Raw genomic sequence first — 15,771 nt, 5'->3', positions numbered from 1 at the left:
CTCCCGTATCGCTCGGCTGCGCCATCGGCCCGGCGCCGGTTATCAGGTGCGGTCTTCGGCGCTGCTCTCGGTGACCGCTCGGAAGAGCTCGCGAGCCCGCTCGCAGAAGTGCTCGACCGCTCATTTGCGGTGCCCGGTCCAGTCCTGGTGCCGGTCCTCGGAGCGTCAGCGGTCGTATTGGTCGCCCATCGCGGCGGCGTTGTGCACGGTGCGGGCGTCATGCACGGCCCGCGGTACGGCGGCCGTGGTGACCCCCATCGGACGTTTCTGTGACGAGGACGGCGAGCGGACGATGGGTACCGGTCAGGCCGGCCCGACGACGCTCGCTCTGCGCCGCCGCCTGGTCGACATCCGGCACGGCCGTGCGCCGGACCCTGCCGACTGGCTGCACCCTGTCCACCCGCCGGGCAGCGCGGGGTGATGTCCGCAGACTCCTTTCGGCCGGTCCAAAGGACCGGCCGAACCGCTGGGCACACAGTCCCCTCCTCGCGCCGGCGCCGGCGCGAGGCCCGCCACGCCGCCGTATCGCCTCACTCCCGCTTGAGGGTCGGCTGAAGCCGTTCGGCTGGGGCATGGGCCGAACGGTGCCTTTCCCCGCCCGCCCGCAGGCCCGTCAGGGAAATAGCCGCGGCCACCAGGTACAGCGCGGCCTGGCCGTCGAGCACGAAAGTGACATTGACGCGGTCTCCCAGCAGGCCTCCCACCAGCATGCCGAGGCACTGGAAACTGTTGTTGACCATGTAGAAGATGCTGAACACCCGGCCCAGCTCGCCGTTGGCCACCCGGCCCTGGACCAGCGAGAAGACACCGCTGTTCGAAGCGATTCCGGGGATGCCGACCGCGATGAACAGCGCGATGTACACCGCCTCGCTGTGGGTCACGTACGCGGTGTTCCACAGTACGAGACTCAGCAGTCCGAACGATGTCGCCCCTATGATCATGAGCCGCCGGGGCTCCGCCCGGTGGCCCAGTGTCGCGATGAACACCCCGCCCATCAGCCCGCCGATCGCCTGTACGCCGCGCAGCACGCCGGTGACGTCGGCACTGTCGCCGAGGACTCGGCTGACGAAGACCACGAAGAGCACGACGAACATGCCCTGGGACACCGACCAGGTGGCGGTGCTCAGGAACGCGACACGGATGTCCCGGTCGGCCCTGACCAGGCGGATTCCCTCCCGCCACGCACCAACAGCCGAGGTCCCCTGCCTCGCGGACACTTGGGCCGCCGGCCCCGATGCCCGGCGTCCGAGGTGCAGCAGCGCTCCGGCGGCCAGGAAGCACACGCCGGATCCGACGCACAGGAATCGGGTGCCGCCGTGGGCGAGCGCGAAGCCGCTGAGGGAACTGCCGACCAGTCGGCCCAGGTTGGTGTTGAACGCAACCATGCTGTTGGCCCGCACGGTCTCATCCGTGCCGACGAGGCTGGGCAGCAGTGTGTTCTTGGCCGGTTCGTAGGTCTGCGTCAGGATCGCCTCGGCTGCCGCCACCAGGTAGATGATCCACAGTTGGTGCGCCGAGCGGACGAACAGCAGCGGCACCAGCGCTCCGGCCTGCAGTGCGGTGACCGCTGTCATCAGGCGGAACCGGTCCAGCCGGTCCACGAGCACGCCGGCGAACGAGCCGCAGGAGATGCCCGCCGCCAGTTCCACGATGAGGACTGTCGAGGTGACAAAACTCGAATCGGTCAGCCCGAAGACATAGATGGGCAGACCGGTGATCAGCAGCCAACTCGCCGCGTCCGCTCCCAGCCCGGCCGTCCAGACCAGGCAGAAGGCCTTCCTGCGCAACAGCGACAGCATGGGGGTCAGAGGCATTCCGGGTTGAGGTGCGCCTGCACGCTCAGGTTCACCGGCCGTGCGTCCGGCGGCACGTACTTGCGCGTGGCCCGGATGTACGGGCGGATCACGGCGTCCAGCGTCACCACCAGGTGTGCGAGCTCCTCGGCAGTCAGCATCAGCGCGTAGTTGTTGAACGCCGCGCTGCTCTGCCACTCCTCGGGGAGCCGACCGGCGAGTTCCAGGTACTCGCGCATGGCGCGGAAGACCTCGTTCAGCTGGAGCGAGGACAGCGTCGCGCCGATCTCCTCGGCCTGCTCCGATTCCAGATCCGGCAGGAAGTCAAAGCCCGTCGCGCTGGCCCGCCATGGGCGCTCCCGTCGGTCCTGTCCGTCCGGCTCCGCCCGCTCCACCAGGCCGAACCGGGCCAGATTCCGCAGGTGGTATCCGCAGTTCGCGCCGGTGTCGTGCAGTGCCTCGGCGCACTGGGCCGCGGTGCGCGGCCCAGCAGCCAGGAGGTGGTGCAGCAGCCGCAGACGCAGCGGATGCCCGAGGCTGGTGAGGGCGCGGACATCGCGCACCGCCATTCTGCGCTCGGCCTCACCCATGGCAACCTCCAGATGCGAAGCAATCCTTTGTCATCTCAGCATATTCTATCCTAGTGCGGAAGACATGTTGCGCATCTGCCCGGGCGGCGCCGCACGCGGGATCCGGCCTGGGCAGAGCGCTCGGCTGCCGGGAGGCCGCCGGTCGGAAGCATCGGCCGTAGCAACTGCACGGAAGAAGGTCACCCCATGCGGACCCGCTGAACGCCTACGGAAGGCTTGCGCCCCGGATCCCCGGGTGCGGCAGGCGCGACGGGCCATACATCTGTGCCGCAGATCACACTCACGGAATATTCGACACGCAACGTGACAAGAATCCCCGGGTCTCCTCCGCGAAGAAAGCCGCTTTAGATTCAACCGGTCGAGCAACAGGGCTGGTTGAGGACGGTACACGTGGCGAGGATGGGTCGGCCGGGGATGTCGGGCAGGATGAAGGCCGACCTGTGGCGGCGGTGGAGGGCTGGGGAGTCGATCAGCGTCATCTCAGGGCAGATCGGCAAACCGCCCGGCTCGGTGTTCACCGTCCTCAAGCATCATGGAGGAATCGCTCCAGCGCCTCGCAAGGCGCGGCCTGGAAGCCTGACCGTGGGCGAGCGGGAGGAGATCTCCCGCGGACTGTGCGCCGGCGAGTCCTACCGGGCCATCGCCGGCCTCCTGGGACGCGCAGTGTCGACGATCAGCCGTGAAGTGAACAAGAACGGTGGACGCGACGTCTACCGGGCGATAGCTGCGCAGGAACGGGCACTTGACCGCGCCCGGCGCCCGAGGCAGTGCCTACTCGCTCGCAGACCCGAGTTGAGGCAGGCGGTCCTGACCCTGCTGAGGGAGGAGTGGGCGCCGGAGCAGATCACCGGGCACCTGCGTCTCCGTCACAGTGGCGGCCCGAAGCGGCAGACGACCGAAGCGAGTTCGGGCAACGGCCCGTGGCCGGCCCCCACGCGGTCCCGCGCCGTCTGGCACCACTCCAACGCGGGCCCGCCTTGTTCCGCTTCGCGCAGAGCACCCCTGCGCCAGATGGACAACGGGCACCAGCACAGGGTAAGCACGCGTATCGCCCTGTTCATCATCCCGGAACTCGAGGACAAGCCGTGCGTAGAACCCAACTCATACCCGGAGCGGTCGTCGTGCTGCTCGCAGCCGCTCTCGCGACCGGCTGCTCCGGTGGACACAGCAGTGAGGCCGGATCCGGGCCCGCGGAGTCCTCCGTCACGGCGACGCCGACACCCGGGAGCACTGCAGCAGAAAACGTCGGAAGTTCGACGGCACCGAGCACCGCCGCATCGAGTGGCTACCCGACCACCGCGGCCGCCCCGGGCGCGGCCGTCCCGCAGGTGCGAGACGCCTTCGCAGTACTGCAAGCAACATACAACGACAACTGTGGGGCCCCCGGGAACTGCGAGTACTTCCTCAACCGCCTCCTGACCAACCTCGACGACCTCGGCAACTCGATGAAGGCCAGCCCGAAGGGCACAGCCCACTTCAGGCACCCGCTCGCCTGGATCGGGCAGATGCAAGCCGCGTTGGACGGCGATTTCACGTTCGACAACCTCCACAAGCACCAGAGCCTGCTGGTCACGACCCGCGACAAGATCAACACTTGGATGCAGTCACACCCGGACGACTACCGCTAGTCAGACAACGTGTCACCCGCCGCAAACAAGGGCGAGACCGCGGGTGAGGACGGCCCCGTGCCGGACAGCCCAGCCGTCGGAATTCTCCGCAGACATGGTGGGGCACGGGCCGATGAGAAATTGTCCAGCCCGTCCTGCTGAGCACGGTCGAGGGCCGGGGCCCAGGGGCAGCCGCCCGGGGTCAGCGGAGTACCGTAGCCCGACGGTGCACTCACCGGCCACAATGAAGAGGTGAAAGCCCTGCCCCGTGGCCTGCCGCCGGCGAACTCCCGGAAATGGCACAGCCGTCGATGGTGGGATCAATTGGGATACCTGAGGGTTCGTTCCCTGGCGAACCCGAACTGGCCCCGAGACATGCCCTGGCTGATCCGGTGGTTCCGGCGCGAGCGTTCGGCCGCGCTCCCAGACGAACAGGTCCTCTACGACAGGGCCATCACCGCGGCTCAGGCCTATGCGCGTACCCCCATCGGCTCGGCGGACGCCGAACGGGCGTGGGACCGTGTTCTCATGCCCGTCGATGAGCTGCTCGCCCGGCGGCAGGCGATGCATCTCGACAGGGTCCGTCGAGTTCAAGCCGAACACGGTCATGCCAGTACCCAGGACCACCGGAACCCCTGACCGGGTGCGCTTCCGCCAGCGCGGCATCCGTGCGATCATTCCGCAGCCCTCCGACCAGGTCGGACACCGGCTGCGACGCGGCCGCGCGGGAGGCCGCCCGCCCCGATTCGATGTCGAGGACAACAAGCAGCGCAACACCGTCGAACGTTCCATCAACCGTTCTCAAACAATGGCGCGGCCTGGCGATGTGCACGGACAAGCTCGCCATCGGCTACCAGGCCGCACTCCGCCTCGCCGCCATCCTCATCTGGACACGGCGATAGCCCCTCCCTCAGCGATCGACGACCCAGCGCGCGTCCGGAGGCCAAGAGCCCTTGCCGACGATGTGGTGGACGATCCTGAATGCTTCCGCAAGGGGAACGGTGTCCTCATCCGGGTATTCGTCGTACTCCCCGTTGGACAGAAGGAAACCGTCGCTCGATCCCTCAGCTCCAGGGTCGGATGCATGCTCGCCGGGGTCTCCTTCACCATCCATCAGCACCAGCATTACGCGCCGGCTGTTGGTCACAAAGGCCAGCCTGCGACCGGACGAACTGGTCAGCCAGGTCTCGAGCTCGCCTCCCCCGATCCTTGCCTTGAGGGTCTCCAACACCACCTCGGGCGACACCACCGCGCTGCCGTCATCGATCACCCAGGAGCCGGTCATGAGCACGACGATCTCATAGCTGAGTTTGAGAGACAGACCCTGGCTAGTCGGGCACCCCGCCGGGTATGGCGGCGCCGGGCAGCGGAACAAGTCTGTCGGTCTCGATCACGGATTGAGTATGCCGGTGCCGTTGTCTCCGAGCGCCTGCCCGAACGGCCACTCCGAGCGGGAGGGGGCTGCCCCCTCGTACGACGGCATCGCTGACACGTGTCCGTCGTTCCCGACACTGAGTTGTCAGGACCAGACAGTCCCGTCGCTTCTGACCACACCATCAAAGATGGTCAAAGCGTTGGAGTACCGCTTCGCAGAGGCCGAGTCAGAGCTGTGGCGAGGAGCCGTCTGACCTGGTGCGTTGTTCTTCAGGATGAGGCGGCGATCGGCGGAGTACGCGCAGACGTATCCGACGTCTTTGAGAACTGTTCCCTCTTCACCCGCCTTCTGGTGATAAACGACTCCTTGCCGGAGGCTCTGGAGGGCGCGGCAGTGGTGGATTCCACTTTCCGTGCTCATCGAAGTGCGGCCGAGCACCACATGATGCCTCGGTCCAATGTCGGTCATGGATGACAGCGACCTACGAGCTCGTACGTGTTTAGCCTTCACCGATCCGGATCGGTACTCCCTGCTCGTTGCGCTCGTACACGCGGCGGGTGTTCTTGTCGATCTTGTGGGCCACCTCGTCGCCGAGGTCGATGCCGTTCATCTCGGCCAGGGCCACCAGGTAGAGGAAGACGTCGGCCAGCTCCTCGCCGAAGTCGGGCAGGCCCTTGCGCCAGGCGGTGAAGGCTTCGCCGACCTCGGCGGTGAGGAGGCCGAACTCCAGCGGCACGTCGGTTGTGTTGAAGCCCTTGGCGGTCTTGTTCTCCCAGGCGAGCTTCTGGGCGGACCGGATGTCCATGGCTCCTCCGACGGCGTGGCAGCAGGTGCGGTCGCAGCCTAGCGAGGTGAGGAACGCGTCCCGGGAGAGGGGTAGGGAAGTTCACCCTGTCGAGGGGATGTCCAGCGTGCTGGTGTCGATCGTCAGCACAGGTGCGTAGTCCGCCAGGGTGTCGAACACGCGCCGGTACGCCGCGATCAGAGCCGTGACGTCGTCCAGGCTGATGGCCTCGCCGTCGCGGGCGAGGAGCCGCTGGTGGACGACGGTCGGCGGGGCGGTGAGGTGGACGAGCAGGCCGTCTCGGGCGATGACGGTTTCGGCGAGGTCGATGGCCTCGCTCCACGCGATGCGTGAGCGGCCGCGGTTAAGAGGGCCGTAGACCAGTTCACTGAGAAAGCAGCGGTCGAACAGAAGGTGCCCCTCCTGGGCCAGGATCGCTCGGTATCGGCCGGCGAGGTCGAGGTGGTCGGGGGTTCGCGGGGAGTGCACCACGGTGAAGCCATGGTCGACGGACAGGCGTCGGGCCAGGGTGGTCTTTCCGACGCCGTCGCACCCTTCGAGGACCAGGGTCCGGTGGTCTGCGGCGATCTGTTCGACGCTCATGCCGACAGCCAGGCGGTGACGGCCTCCGGGGTGTCGAGCCGGGCCTGTACGGCGTACTGGATCATGAGGTTCCGCAAATTCGGCTCACGCCCGACGGCGTGGGTGAAGCCGGTTCGGCAGGCGTAGGCAGCAGTGGGCGTGCCGGAGGCGCACGCGGCGCCGATCAACAGTGCGCCACCGGGTGGGGTTTCCGGTCCGGAGACGTCGACAAGGAGTCGTCTCGCACCTACAGCGGCTGTCAGGTCTGCCAGACCAGCCGAGACGGGTTCAGGCGCGGCAAAACGCTGCGGCCCGACAATGCGGTGCCCGACTGAGACGCACGCCTGGACGAGATGATCGACACCCTGACGGCTGTACGGAGAGGGCTCCACGTACGCCTCCCCTCCAACCGGTGGGTGAGGTTCGTATCGAGCAGTCGCCGACAGTTCGAGCAGAGCCTCGACAGCGGTATCGAGTGCGGACGCCACTTGCACGAGGTTGCGCTCGCGGAAAGCGGTGAAACGTGAGGCCGTACCCGACCCCGACGCGGTACTCGGCGTGCCAAGGCGGGGTAGCCGGATGACGCGAGTCGCCGCCGCCTCGATCAACGGATCGGGGAATTCGAGCCGCGGACCGTCCTCCGTCAGCGAGTACGTCTGGAAGTCCGTCGTCAGTACGACGACCGGCACGCCGCACGCCCAGGCGTACCCGATCTCCATGCAGACGCCGTCGTCCAGGCTCGGGCCGTGCAGGATGGCCACCATCGCGTCGATGCGACGAAGGCGTTCACGGTCCAGCTCGAAGAGACGTCGTCCCTTGACGTCGGCGACCAGTTGTTCCTCGTCGGTGTCGCAGAACGGCAGGAAGACGCGGTCCGGGCCGGTCTTGTCGGCCAGGCGGTCAGCGAGGTCGGCGCCCAAGGCGCGGTCGTGCGCGGCGAAGAGCCGGTGAGCGATGTAATACACCGGGTGCTCCCAACGGATGGGTCAGGCGCGGCGGGGCGCCGGAATCGGCAGGGGCGGTGCTGTGACGTGCTCGGCGGCGGCGAACACCGCCCGGGCGAGAGCCTGCTGAGCCGTGGAGCCTTGGGCGCGCTGTGCACGGTAGGTGCCGGCCAGCGTGTCGCCCGCCCCGGTCACGTCGCGAGCAGCGCGGGTCGGCGGCCGGGCCTCGGCGACTGCCCGCCCGGACTCAAGGACGCGCGCCGTGCGGGGGCCGTCAGTGATCACGACTTCCCGCAAGTGGGCGGGATCGACCAGGCCCCGGAGTGCCTGGTATTCAGCCGCGTTGACGAAGACGGTGGACGCCTCCGCCAGCCAGGGAAGAGCCTCCCGGATCAGCGGTGCTGCGCTGGGCAGGTAGAAGTCGAGGCTGAAGTCGGCCCGTTGTCTGGTCAGCTCGGCGAGGACCGCGCGGACGCCGAGGGGGCGCCGGCAGCAGACGTGGTACGTGCCGTCGGCGGAGCGGGCCAGGTGTGCGAGCACGTGGTCGGTGAGTTTCTCGGCGACGCCGTAGTCAGCGGTGACCGCGAGCAGTTCACCGGTCACGTCGTAGGTGAGGCCGAACGACGGAGTCGGGCCTGTGAGTCGGGATGCCGCCGACCAGTCCAGTGCCGCGAAATCGGCTGCCTCCGGGAGGTGGGCGAGGTCGTCGCCCAGGACGCAGACCGGTCCGGCGCGGAGTCCGGCCCGGGTGGCGGCCAGCGAGATCAGCAGTGCCGCGCCGCCGAGGCTGGTGCCTCCCCGGCGTCGGGGTAGCGCGTCGTGTCGCGGGAGACGTTGCCGATCACGGCCAGCGCGGTCACCTTCCACGCTTCCGATGCGGGCAGTCGACCACCTGCGTGCACACCGGTCGGTGGGTGCACAGCCGAGGGGACGGGCCGTTGAGGTAGAGGCGCTTGAAATAGATGAGGACCAGGTGGACCCACCAGGTCGGCCTGACGCCGTCCGGGATAGTGACCGCGTACTCGTGCCGGAACGCGAGCGCCCGGAAGTCTTCGCGGTGCGCGTGGACCGCCGCTTCGAGGATGTGCCGGAACCTCTCGTGGGCGACCGCACCGTTCGGCAGCTCAATGCCGAGAGCGGGTGCGAGCTTGCCGACCATTCCGGAGTCCACCGGGATGATGCCGCTGTGGTAGCCGCGGGCGTTGAGCAGGGCGCACTGCGCGACCTTGAAGGAGGCACCGCGTACCCGTTCGGCATAGTCCGCCACGAGGTCATCGACGTCTGCGGTGGGAGATGACGGATCGATCGCGTGCTTGTCCCACAGCGTGCACAGGTCGGCGAGCGAGCGCAGGTAGTCGATCCGGGTTCGGGGCAGTCCGATCGGCCGGACCAGCGCGGCGAGGTCGCCGTCCGACGCGTTCGCCAGCGCGTCGAACCCGCGGGCGTCGGCCGTCAGGATCACCTGCCGGTAGGTCTCCACCATCCGGTAGGACACCCGGGTGGACCAGCCGGCGGCGAGCATGCGCATGCGGGGATCGGTGATGGACAACGGCCACCACCGGTTGTCGTCGTGGTTGGCCTCGACCTCGGTGCGGACGTCGGGCAGGGCGGCGGCCCGTTCGACAAGGCGGTGGATACGCCGGTTGTCGATCGAGCGGGGCCTTGGACGTTCGAGGGTCACAGGGCTGCTCCGGCGGAAATGCGGGCTGCCAGCAGCCCGATGGCGAGGTTGGACGTAACCACGGGCTTACCCGTTGCCTGCTCCACGTCCCGGACGACCGGAAGGGTGTGCCACCCGGTGCACGACAGCACGACGGCGTCAGCCGCCCGCACCGCCCCCTCCGGCAGGGCGCTGACCAGGGCCAGCACTTCCTCCGCACTGACCGCCGGATAGCCGTCATCGAGCCCCAGGCTCGCGTGGGCCAGGACATCGATGCCCATCTTGCTCAGAGCCTCGCTCTCCGCCGCGGTCACCGGGTGCGGATAGGGCGTGGCCAGGATGACCCGCCCCAGTCGGGCCGAGGCCAGGGCGCCGACCAAGGCGTCGAACGCCGTGATGACGCCGGGCGGCAACTCAGGACCGCCGGTGAATCCCGCCGAGGTGCAGGCGAGGACGACCGCGTCCAGCGGCACGTGCGACAACGAGTCCAGCGCTCCGGCGGCGGCTTCGCGCAGTCCGTTCCAGAAGGCGTCGTCGACCGCCGTGGTCCGTGACTCCGGCACGAGACGGGCGTGGTGGAAGACCGTGTGCGTCAGGCCCAGGCGCGGGAGTTCGGTCTCGACGGCGACGTTGGCCCAGGGCAGCAGCACCCCGACGCGGACCGTGCGGCTGCTGCCCTCGTCAAGCCTCGCGAGCAGGGCGAGGGTGCCCTCAGGCCGCTGCGGCAAAGCGCTCTCCATAGATCGTCCGAGGGGCATGGCCGGTGACGGTGAGGTCGCCGACGGTTCCCACGGGGGTGGCGGTGTCGCGCTCGATGATCTGGATCGAGTACGAGCCCAGGCGCCGCCACCAGGTGCCGCCCTGGCCGACGAAGTAGGAGTGCAGGCCCGGGACGCGCAATCCGGTGGGGTACACGCGCTCCTTCATCGGCTGGTCCCAGCCGAAGTCGATGTCCGCCTTCCACGAGGCGAAGTGCTCGGCGGACGGCAGGGGATCCTGCTGGCCGAGGGCGGCCAGCGGCGTTCCCGGGAAGGCTCGGGCCAACCGGACGTTGGTGCGGTGGCACAGGAGCCCCGCGTCGAGGATCCGGCTGAGGCCCAGAAGGTTGGCGACGTGGGTGCCGTGGGTTTCGCCGGGCAGTCCGTAGATCAGGTTCAGGCCGGGCAGGAGCTTCGGCAGTCCACCGGGGCCGCTGCCTGCGCCGGCCTCGTTGATGTGCTGGACGGCACGCATCAGGATGTCGGGGGTGCACGTGAGGTTGTTCCGGTCGACGACGGCCGGATCGAAGCTCTCGATGCCCATCGGCGCGCAGTTGCCCTCGGTGCAGTACTCGGCCACCAGCTTGGCGATCCTTGCCCCGACCGGGGCCGCCACGGCGAGCGGGTCCGCGTTGTCGATGTGGAGCACCTCCAGCTCCGGGCAACGCTCCCGGATGCCGCCGAGCAGTGCTCGGATCGCTTCCTCGTCCCGGTTGCGGTAGGAGAAGAAGCAGGTCTGCTGGCCGAGCCGGAAGTTGCGGATTCCGGCCGCGTAGAGCTGGGCGGCCTCCTCCACGACGTCCTCGACGTCCCGGAAGGCGACGAGCGGCGACTTGGCCGGCTCGTTGCAGAAGTCGCAGAACTTCCGGCGCGTGCACCCGCGGTACAGCTCCAGCTCGGCGATCGGTCGCCACGGCATTTGCGCGACCAGCCCGCTGAAGTCGTCCCGGTCTCCGCGCATCAGGTCGTACGGCGCCGCCTGGCGGCTGCCCAGGGTGACGTCCCTGGACGTGATGGTCGCCGCGTGCACGGCGTCGAACAGCCCGGCGTACTGCGCGGGAGCGTCGTTCACGTACGCCGACAGCGGCCCGAGAAGGCAGCGTCGGCCCCGGACGCACGCGAGGGCGCGGGCGATCTCCTCCGGCGAGCCGTTCACGGCGTGCAGGTGGACGGACGGCACCGCGTCACCGGCGACCACGACGACCAGCTCGGCGTCACGCAGGAGCTGGATGGCGTTGTCGCGGTTGGCGGTGACGGAGTACGTCAGGGGATCGCTCTGCGGCGGCTCCACAGCGGGCCTTCCGCCCGCGAGGCACCAGCGGACGTCGTCGATCGTCAGGTAACGCGCGTCTGCGTCCGGCCGGGACCGCCGCAGAGCCGACCATGCGCTCCGGACGTACGTCGACAGGTAGGGCGGCACACCGAGGCCGCTCGGCTCGACGGTGAAGCAATCCAAGATCACGACTGGGCTCATCGTTCCCCTCCCTCTGCCGGGGCTACCTCAGGCCACGGGATCCCCCGGAGCACTGGACCTTCGCCCCCGCGTTCTCAGTCTCGGGCGGGGACAGGCTCCCGACGAGGGGTCGTCAGGGTTGTTCGGTTGCATAGGGGTTGTAAATCAGCTACCCGCCGTACGAAGACTGGGACGCCGCGTGACCGACAGGGCATCATCAGAACATGGTCAGGAACAGAGGCCCTGCGGACGGGAACACCGCACTGGGGTCGGCGATCCTCGAAGCCGGTTGCTCACATGCGGCCTTGGCCCGCAAGGTCAACGAACTCGGACGGGCACAGGGCGTGGTGTCGCGGTACGACAAGGCGTCCGTCACCTGGTGGCTCGTCGGCATGATCCCGCGAGGGCGGGCTCCGGAGTTCATCGCCGCTGCCCTGGCGGGATTTCTCGGCCGCCCGGTGTCGCAGGTCGATCTCGCTTTCCCCACTGAGCCGCAACGCCCGGTCGTAGCAAAAGCACTGACGTATCGTGAAGATGTGGCCGAAACGCTGCACATCCTCGCGGAGCTCGGCTCCACCGACACCTCGCGCCGCAGTCTGCTCGGGACCGTTCCGTTCGTGGCGACGGCCTTGATGGATCCCCAGCGCCAGTGGCTGCTCTGGCTCCTGGAGGAGGACCAGGCGCCACGGCTGGCCGCTGTTGCGGGCGGAGGCCCTGCGCAGCGTGTGCGGGCGATGATCAGCATGTTCGATGAGATGGACAACAGGTTCGGTGGTGGCGGCGTCCGGGCCAGCATCGTGAATTACCTGAGCACAGAGCTGACGCCGATGCTCCAACAGCGCGGCACGCCTCCCCACCAGCGACGCCTTCTCTTCACGTCCGCGGCCAAACTCGCCGCGATGGCCGGGTGGTGCTCGTACGACTCCGCCGACTACGGCCTGGCACAGCGGTACATGACCCAGGCCCTCCGGCTGTGTGCCGAAGGCGGTGACCGCGTTCTCGGCGGTCAGATCCTGGCCGGCATGTCCCACCTGGCCACCAGCCTCGGAAATCCGGCCGAAGGGATCTCGCTTGCCCGCGCCGGGATCGCCACAGCCAAGTCCGCGGGCAGTCCGCTCGGGCTGATGCGCTTGCACGCGATGGCCGCCCGTGGCCACGCCGCTCTGGGCGACTCACAACCGGCGACCCGCTCCCTGGTCGCCGCGACCGCGGCTTTCGACCTGAGCCGCGGGACCGACGAGGAGTCCCGCTGGGTCGGATATCTGGATCATCACTATCTGGAAGCGGAGGCCGCGCTCGTCCACCGCGATCTCGGTGAGTCCGCGGAGGCGGAGCGCCTGGCGGAAGCGTCCGTGCGGGCCAACGCCAACCGGCGCCGCCGGCAGGCCATCAGCCGCTCCGTACTGGCGACGGCCCTCTTCCAGCAGAACCGTCTGGACGAGGCCATCGGAACGGCGACACGTGCGCTGGACCAGTTGGGAGACGTCCACAGCGAGCGGTCGGTGCAGGCGCTCAGAGACTTCCGGTCCCGGCTCGCTCCTCGCCGGACCGAGGCTCTCGTGCGTGACTTCGAGCGGAAGGCTCGGCCGATTCTCGGCGAGGCGGCCTGAGGTCCGCTGATCAGTACCCGTCGGGTGTAGGGGCGTTCTGCCCCCGGTCAACGGGGATGTTGGCCCCTGTCACCCCCCGGGACTCCGCCGACAGCAGGAAGGCGATCACGTCGGCGACCTCGCGCGGCTCGACCAGCTCACGGCCGGGGAACTCGTCACGGAACCTGTCGAAGGCGGCCGGGTCCTCCTCCCGCATTCGGTCCCAGCGCTTTCCCCGGATGAGCATCGACCCCGGGCTGACGGTGTTAACCCGGATGCCGTCGGCGCCCAGCTCCCGCGCCAGAGACGACACCATGTGGATCTGAGCGGCCTTGGCAGCCCCGTACTGAGCCTGGGGACCCGGCCGGGAGCCGGAGATCGACGAGACCACCACCACGGACCCGCCGCCGGCGGCCCGCAGGTGGGGAACCGCCGAGCCGATGAGCCGGGCAGCGTGTCCCGCGTTCATCTCCCAGGTCGTCGACCAGTCCTGATGCGTGGCTTCGGCGATACCGCGACCCCGCGCTCCACCGGCGCTCGCGACCGCACCGTCCAGGCCGCCGAGTTCGTCGGCTGCCTCCGCGACGAAGGTCTCGACAGCCCCAGATTCGACGAGGTCAAGAACTCGCGTGACCAGCCGGTGTCGATCGCCAGGCTCAACGGCGTCACGTAGGGCGTCGAGGTGATCGGCCGTCCGCCCGCAGGTTGCGACAACGGCCCCCTCGGAGAGCAGCAGCCGGACCACTTGCTCTCCAAGGCCACGGGAACCACCGGTCACCACCATTCGGCGCCCTTCGAAGCGACCGCCCCGCCCACCCGCTGCGCTGGTTTCCCTGATGGTGGACATCGCTTCCTCCTGGTGCCTTCCTGCATCCCCGCCTGCTTGATTACACCCCCTGTTGCCCCTGCTGCGAGCGGTGCCGAGACGGTTCTGTGGATGCCTACCACTTCAAGGGTCTACGGCGAGGCTGTCGCCAGTCCGTGTGCCGGCGATCCGCCTCGCCTCCGGGCAGGGCGACCCGAATCGAGAACGAGTCGAGAGCCAGCAGCCGAACGCTCCCCTCCGACCGGGAGGTACATCGTGTCCCAGGCATCACCCTTGATCAGCATCCTGACGTTGGCGGATACGCCCAGTTCGCCCGCCTCGGCTCGACGGCACGTCGCGGACGTGCTGCCGGGCTGGAAGGTGTGCTCCGAGGAGACCGTCGAGACGACCCGCCTCGTGGTGTCCGAGCTGGTCACCAACGCGATCCGCCACCCGGGGACGGCGGCGGGCTCACTCCCGTCCAACCCGGAGCCGGTCAGCACCGTCAAGCTGGTGCTGGAGGCCACCGACTCGATGGTGCGGATCTCGGTACGGGACCGAGATCCGACACCCCCTCGGTTGAAGGAGGTCGGTGTCGAAGCGGCCGGAGGAAGAGGCATCTTCCTCGTGGCAAGTCTGAGCACGCGATGGGGCCATTACCCCTGCCAGCCGGAGCTGGGGAAGGTCGTGTGGGCCGAGGTACCGCTCCTCTCTGAGAGCAGCGTCGGAAGCTCACCTACGTCCCTCCACCTGTCCGCCGATCTACGTCGTCCACGAGAGAGCCCCTTTCCATGAACACGCGAAACGTTGCACGAACGCCGACGCACAGGCTCGGCGGAGCCCAGAGCAAGGCGCGATCGCACGGGTCCCAGCGGAGCGCGGTGCCGTTCATCGCGCGGTGGAGCGGGGAGCGGGACGGGGACATGCCGATGGTGTTTCGTCGGGGCCTTCGGGGGATCGGCTACGCGAACGAGCGGTCGTTCGACCGGGACTCGTACGGGATTCTGTGGAGCAGGACTCCTTCCCAGCCCGGCCATGGTGTGCCCCAGTACGGGAAGGTGCACAGTCTGCGGCAGCGGTTGTGTATGGCGGGGCTCCGTTGCCAGGTCTGCGGCGGGCCGGCCGACCGCACCGCCGACGGCGTGCTCTGGATTGTCGACACACCTGCCGACGACCTGAGGCCCGGAGCGGAACACACCGCCCACCCGCCGGTCTGCCGCCCCTGCGCCCACCAGGCGGTACGGTCCTGCGTCCATCTACGAGCCCGATACGTGGCTGTGCGGGCCTCGGCCTTCACCTTCTACGGCGTCCAAGGCACCGTCTACCAGGCGGCCCTGTCCGGCCCCCGCGTGTACGACGCCGCAGCCGTCCGCCTGGGCGACCCTCGCCTGTCCTGGACACGGGCCAGCCAACTCCTCATGACTCTGACCGACTTCACCGTGATCGATCTGAGCGACCCGACCGCTTGAGCCCCTCGCCGACGCGGCCCGTCTCGACGTCTATGCCGCGCGTGAAGTGCTGCACCACCCGCCCGCCAGAGCCATCCCCAGCGCCGAGCGGGCATCCGCACTCGGCGCGGTGGTCGGGGCCGCAGGTCTCAGTGCCGGGACCATGCCCACGGGCCATCAGCGGTTTCTGTCCGACTCCGTCACCCTCGGCGAAGCCGACCTGAAGCGACTTCTGCGGGACAGAAGGCGGCACCAGGCAATCCCCTGACGGAGGTACCGGAACCCACATGAGTGATCGAACGCAGCATCACAGCCCGCCTGCCCGACCACAGAAGGAGAAGGCCGGGCATTCGAATTCAGGTTCTAGATTTCGCCCGCCTTCA

16 protein-coding genes and 2 pseudogenes are annotated in these 15,771 nt (G+C 68.6%); 7 read left to right on the top strand and 11 right to left on the bottom strand.

The window, feature by feature from the left end:
• Nucleotides 1-530 precede the first annotated feature (530 nt).
• Together OG702_RS21215 and OG702_RS21210 are read right to left on the bottom strand one after the other, a co-directional pair.
• Nucleotides 531-1,814 carry an MFS transporter gene (locus OG702_RS21215; protein WP_327290487.1) on the bottom strand — a complete coding sequence of 428 codons (1,284 nt, stop codon included), beginning with the start codon at nt 1,812-1,814 and terminating at the stop codon, nt 531-533.
• Nucleotides 1,805-2,383: a helix-turn-helix domain-containing protein gene (locus tag OG702_RS21210; protein ID WP_327290486.1), complete on the bottom strand. Its 579-nt coding sequence runs from the start codon at nt 2,381-2,383 to the stop codon at nt 1,805-1,807. The genes OG702_RS21215 and OG702_RS21210 overlap by 10 nt, the downstream gene beginning before the upstream one ends.
• A gap of 399 nt (nt 2,384-2,782) precedes the next feature.
• Here OG702_RS21210 and OG702_RS21205 point away from each other — a divergent pair.
• From OG702_RS21205 to OG702_RS21190, 4 genes and pseudogenes are all read left to right on the top strand, one after another.
• Nucleotides 2,783-3,067: pseudogene (locus OG702_RS21205) on the top strand (helix-turn-helix domain-containing protein); the annotation flags it as partial.
• Between the two features lie 437 nt (nt 3,068-3,504).
• Nucleotides 3,505-4,011, top strand: coding sequence for a hypothetical protein (locus tag OG702_RS21200; protein ID WP_327290485.1), 507 nt, complete (start codon nt 3,505-3,507; stop codon nt 4,009-4,011).
• Between the two features lie 231 nt (nt 4,012-4,242).
• A complete protein-coding gene (locus OG702_RS21195; protein ID WP_327290484.1) occupies nt 4,243-4,629 on the top strand; it encodes a hypothetical protein in 387 nt (128 codons plus the stop codon).
• 10 nt (nt 4,630-4,639) lie between these two features.
• Nucleotides 4,640-4,892: pseudogene (locus tag OG702_RS21190) on the top strand (IS5/IS1182 family transposase); the annotation flags it as partial.
• 8 nt (nt 4,893-4,900) lie between these two features.
• Here OG702_RS21190 and OG702_RS21185 read toward each other — a convergent pair.
• The 8 genes from OG702_RS21185 to OG702_RS21150 form a co-directional block, all read right to left on the bottom strand.
• A complete protein-coding gene (locus tag OG702_RS21185) occupies nt 4,901-5,275 on the bottom strand; it encodes a hypothetical protein (protein ID WP_327290483.1) in 375 nt (124 codons plus the stop codon).
• Nucleotides 5,276-5,864: 589 nt separating this feature from the next.
• Complete coding sequence (locus OG702_RS21180) at nt 5,865-6,170, bottom strand: MazG nucleotide pyrophosphohydrolase domain-containing protein (RefSeq protein WP_327290482.1); 306 nt, start codon at nt 6,168-6,170, stop codon at nt 5,865-5,867.
• Nucleotides 6,171-6,251: 81 nt separating this feature from the next.
• Complete coding sequence (locus tag OG702_RS21175) at nt 6,252-6,752, bottom strand: hypothetical protein (protein ID WP_327290481.1); 501 nt, start codon at nt 6,750-6,752, stop codon at nt 6,252-6,254.
• A complete protein-coding gene (locus OG702_RS21170; RefSeq protein WP_327290480.1) occupies nt 6,749-7,696 on the bottom strand; it encodes a nucleoside 2-deoxyribosyltransferase in 948 nt (315 codons plus the stop codon). The genes OG702_RS21175 and OG702_RS21170 overlap by 4 nt, the downstream gene beginning before the upstream one ends.
• 21 nt (nt 7,697-7,717) lie before the next feature.
• Nucleotides 7,718-8,542 (bottom strand): carbohydrate kinase family protein, encoded by an 825-nt coding sequence (locus OG702_RS21165; protein ID WP_327290479.1) that lies wholly within the window; start codon nt 8,540-8,542, stop codon nt 7,718-7,720.
• Nucleotides 8,532-9,356 carry a hypothetical protein gene (locus OG702_RS21160; RefSeq protein WP_327290478.1) on the bottom strand — a complete coding sequence of 275 codons (825 nt, stop codon included), beginning with the start codon at nt 9,354-9,356 and terminating at the stop codon, nt 8,532-8,534. Before OG702_RS21160 ends, OG702_RS21165 begins: the two co-directional genes overlap by 11 nt.
• Nucleotides 9,353-10,063 carry a maleate cis-trans isomerase family protein gene (locus tag OG702_RS21155; RefSeq protein ID WP_327290477.1) on the bottom strand — a complete coding sequence of 237 codons (711 nt, stop codon included), beginning with the start codon at nt 10,061-10,063 and terminating at the stop codon, nt 9,353-9,355. The genes OG702_RS21160 and OG702_RS21155 overlap by 4 nt, the downstream gene beginning before the upstream one ends.
• The gene (locus OG702_RS21150) at nt 10,047-11,567 is read right to left on the bottom strand and encodes a radical SAM protein (protein WP_327290476.1); all 1,521 of its coding nucleotides are present in this window, start codon (nt 11,565-11,567) and stop codon (nt 10,047-10,049) included. The genes OG702_RS21155 and OG702_RS21150 overlap by 17 nt, the downstream gene beginning before the upstream one ends.
• A gap of 203 nt (nt 11,568-11,770) precedes the next feature.
• Between OG702_RS21150 and OG702_RS21145 the strand changes: the two genes are divergently transcribed.
• On the top strand, nt 11,771-13,156 hold the full coding sequence (locus OG702_RS21145) for a hypothetical protein (protein WP_442814489.1): 1,386 nt from the start codon (nt 11,771-11,773) through the stop codon (nt 13,154-13,156).
• Between the two features lie 10 nt (nt 13,157-13,166).
• Here OG702_RS21145 and OG702_RS21140 read toward each other — a convergent pair whose 3' ends face one another.
• A complete protein-coding gene (locus OG702_RS21140) occupies nt 13,167-13,982 on the bottom strand; it encodes an SDR family NAD(P)-dependent oxidoreductase (protein ID WP_327290474.1) in 816 nt (271 codons plus the stop codon).
• A gap of 234 nt (nt 13,983-14,216) precedes the next feature.
• On the opposite strand from OG702_RS21140, the gene OG702_RS21135 reads away from it, so the two are divergent.
• Both OG702_RS21135 and OG702_RS21130 read left to right on the top strand, forming a co-directional pair.
• Nucleotides 14,217-14,735, top strand: coding sequence for an ATP-binding protein (locus OG702_RS21135; RefSeq protein ID WP_327290473.1), 519 nt, complete (start codon nt 14,217-14,219; stop codon nt 14,733-14,735).
• A gap of 476 nt (nt 14,736-15,211) precedes the next feature.
• Nucleotides 15,212-15,409 (top strand): hypothetical protein, encoded by a 198-nt coding sequence (locus tag OG702_RS21130; RefSeq protein ID WP_327290472.1) that lies wholly within the window; start codon nt 15,212-15,214, stop codon nt 15,407-15,409.
• Nucleotides 15,410-15,771 lie beyond the last annotated feature (362 nt).

The sequence above is a fragment of the Streptomyces sp. NBC_01198 genome (assembly GCF_036010485.1).
Classification (GTDB): Bacteria; Actinomycetota; Actinomycetes; order Streptomycetales; family Streptomycetaceae; genus Actinacidiphila.
Note: the sequence above shows the minus strand (reverse complement) of the source record. Positions and strands in the feature narration are given on the sequence as shown.

Excerpts from the sequence above, each read along its gene's own strand:
- OG702_RS21215 (WP_327290487.1), bottom strand. The coding sequence starts at position 1,814 with ATGCCTCTGACCCCCATGCTGTCGCTGTTGCGCAGGAAGGCCTTCTGC.
- OG702_RS21210 (WP_327290486.1), bottom strand. The coding sequence starts at position 2,383 with ATGGGTGAGGCCGAGCGCAGAATGGCGGTGCGCGATGTCCGCGCCCTC.
- OG702_RS21185 (WP_327290483.1), bottom strand. The coding sequence starts at position 5,275 with ATGACCGGCTCCTGGGTGATCGATGACGGCAGCGCGGTGGTGTCGCCC.
- OG702_RS21180 (WP_327290482.1), bottom strand. The coding sequence starts at position 6,170 with ATGGACATCCGGTCCGCCCAGAAGCTCGCCTGGGAGAACAAGACCGCC.
- OG702_RS21175 (WP_327290481.1), bottom strand. The coding sequence starts at position 6,752 with ATGAGCGTCGAACAGATCGCCGCAGACCACCGGACCCTGGTCCTCGAA.
- OG702_RS21150 (WP_327290476.1), bottom strand. The coding sequence starts at position 11,567 with ATGAGCCCAGTCGTGATCTTGGATTGCTTCACCGTCGAGCCGAGCGGC.
- OG702_RS21145 (WP_442814489.1), top strand. The coding sequence starts at position 11,771 with ATGGTCAGGAACAGAGGCCCTGCGGACGGGAACACCGCACTGGGGTCG.
- OG702_RS21140 (WP_327290474.1), bottom strand. The coding sequence starts at position 13,982 with ATGTCCACCATCAGGGAAACCAGCGCAGCGGGTGGGCGGGGCGGTCGC.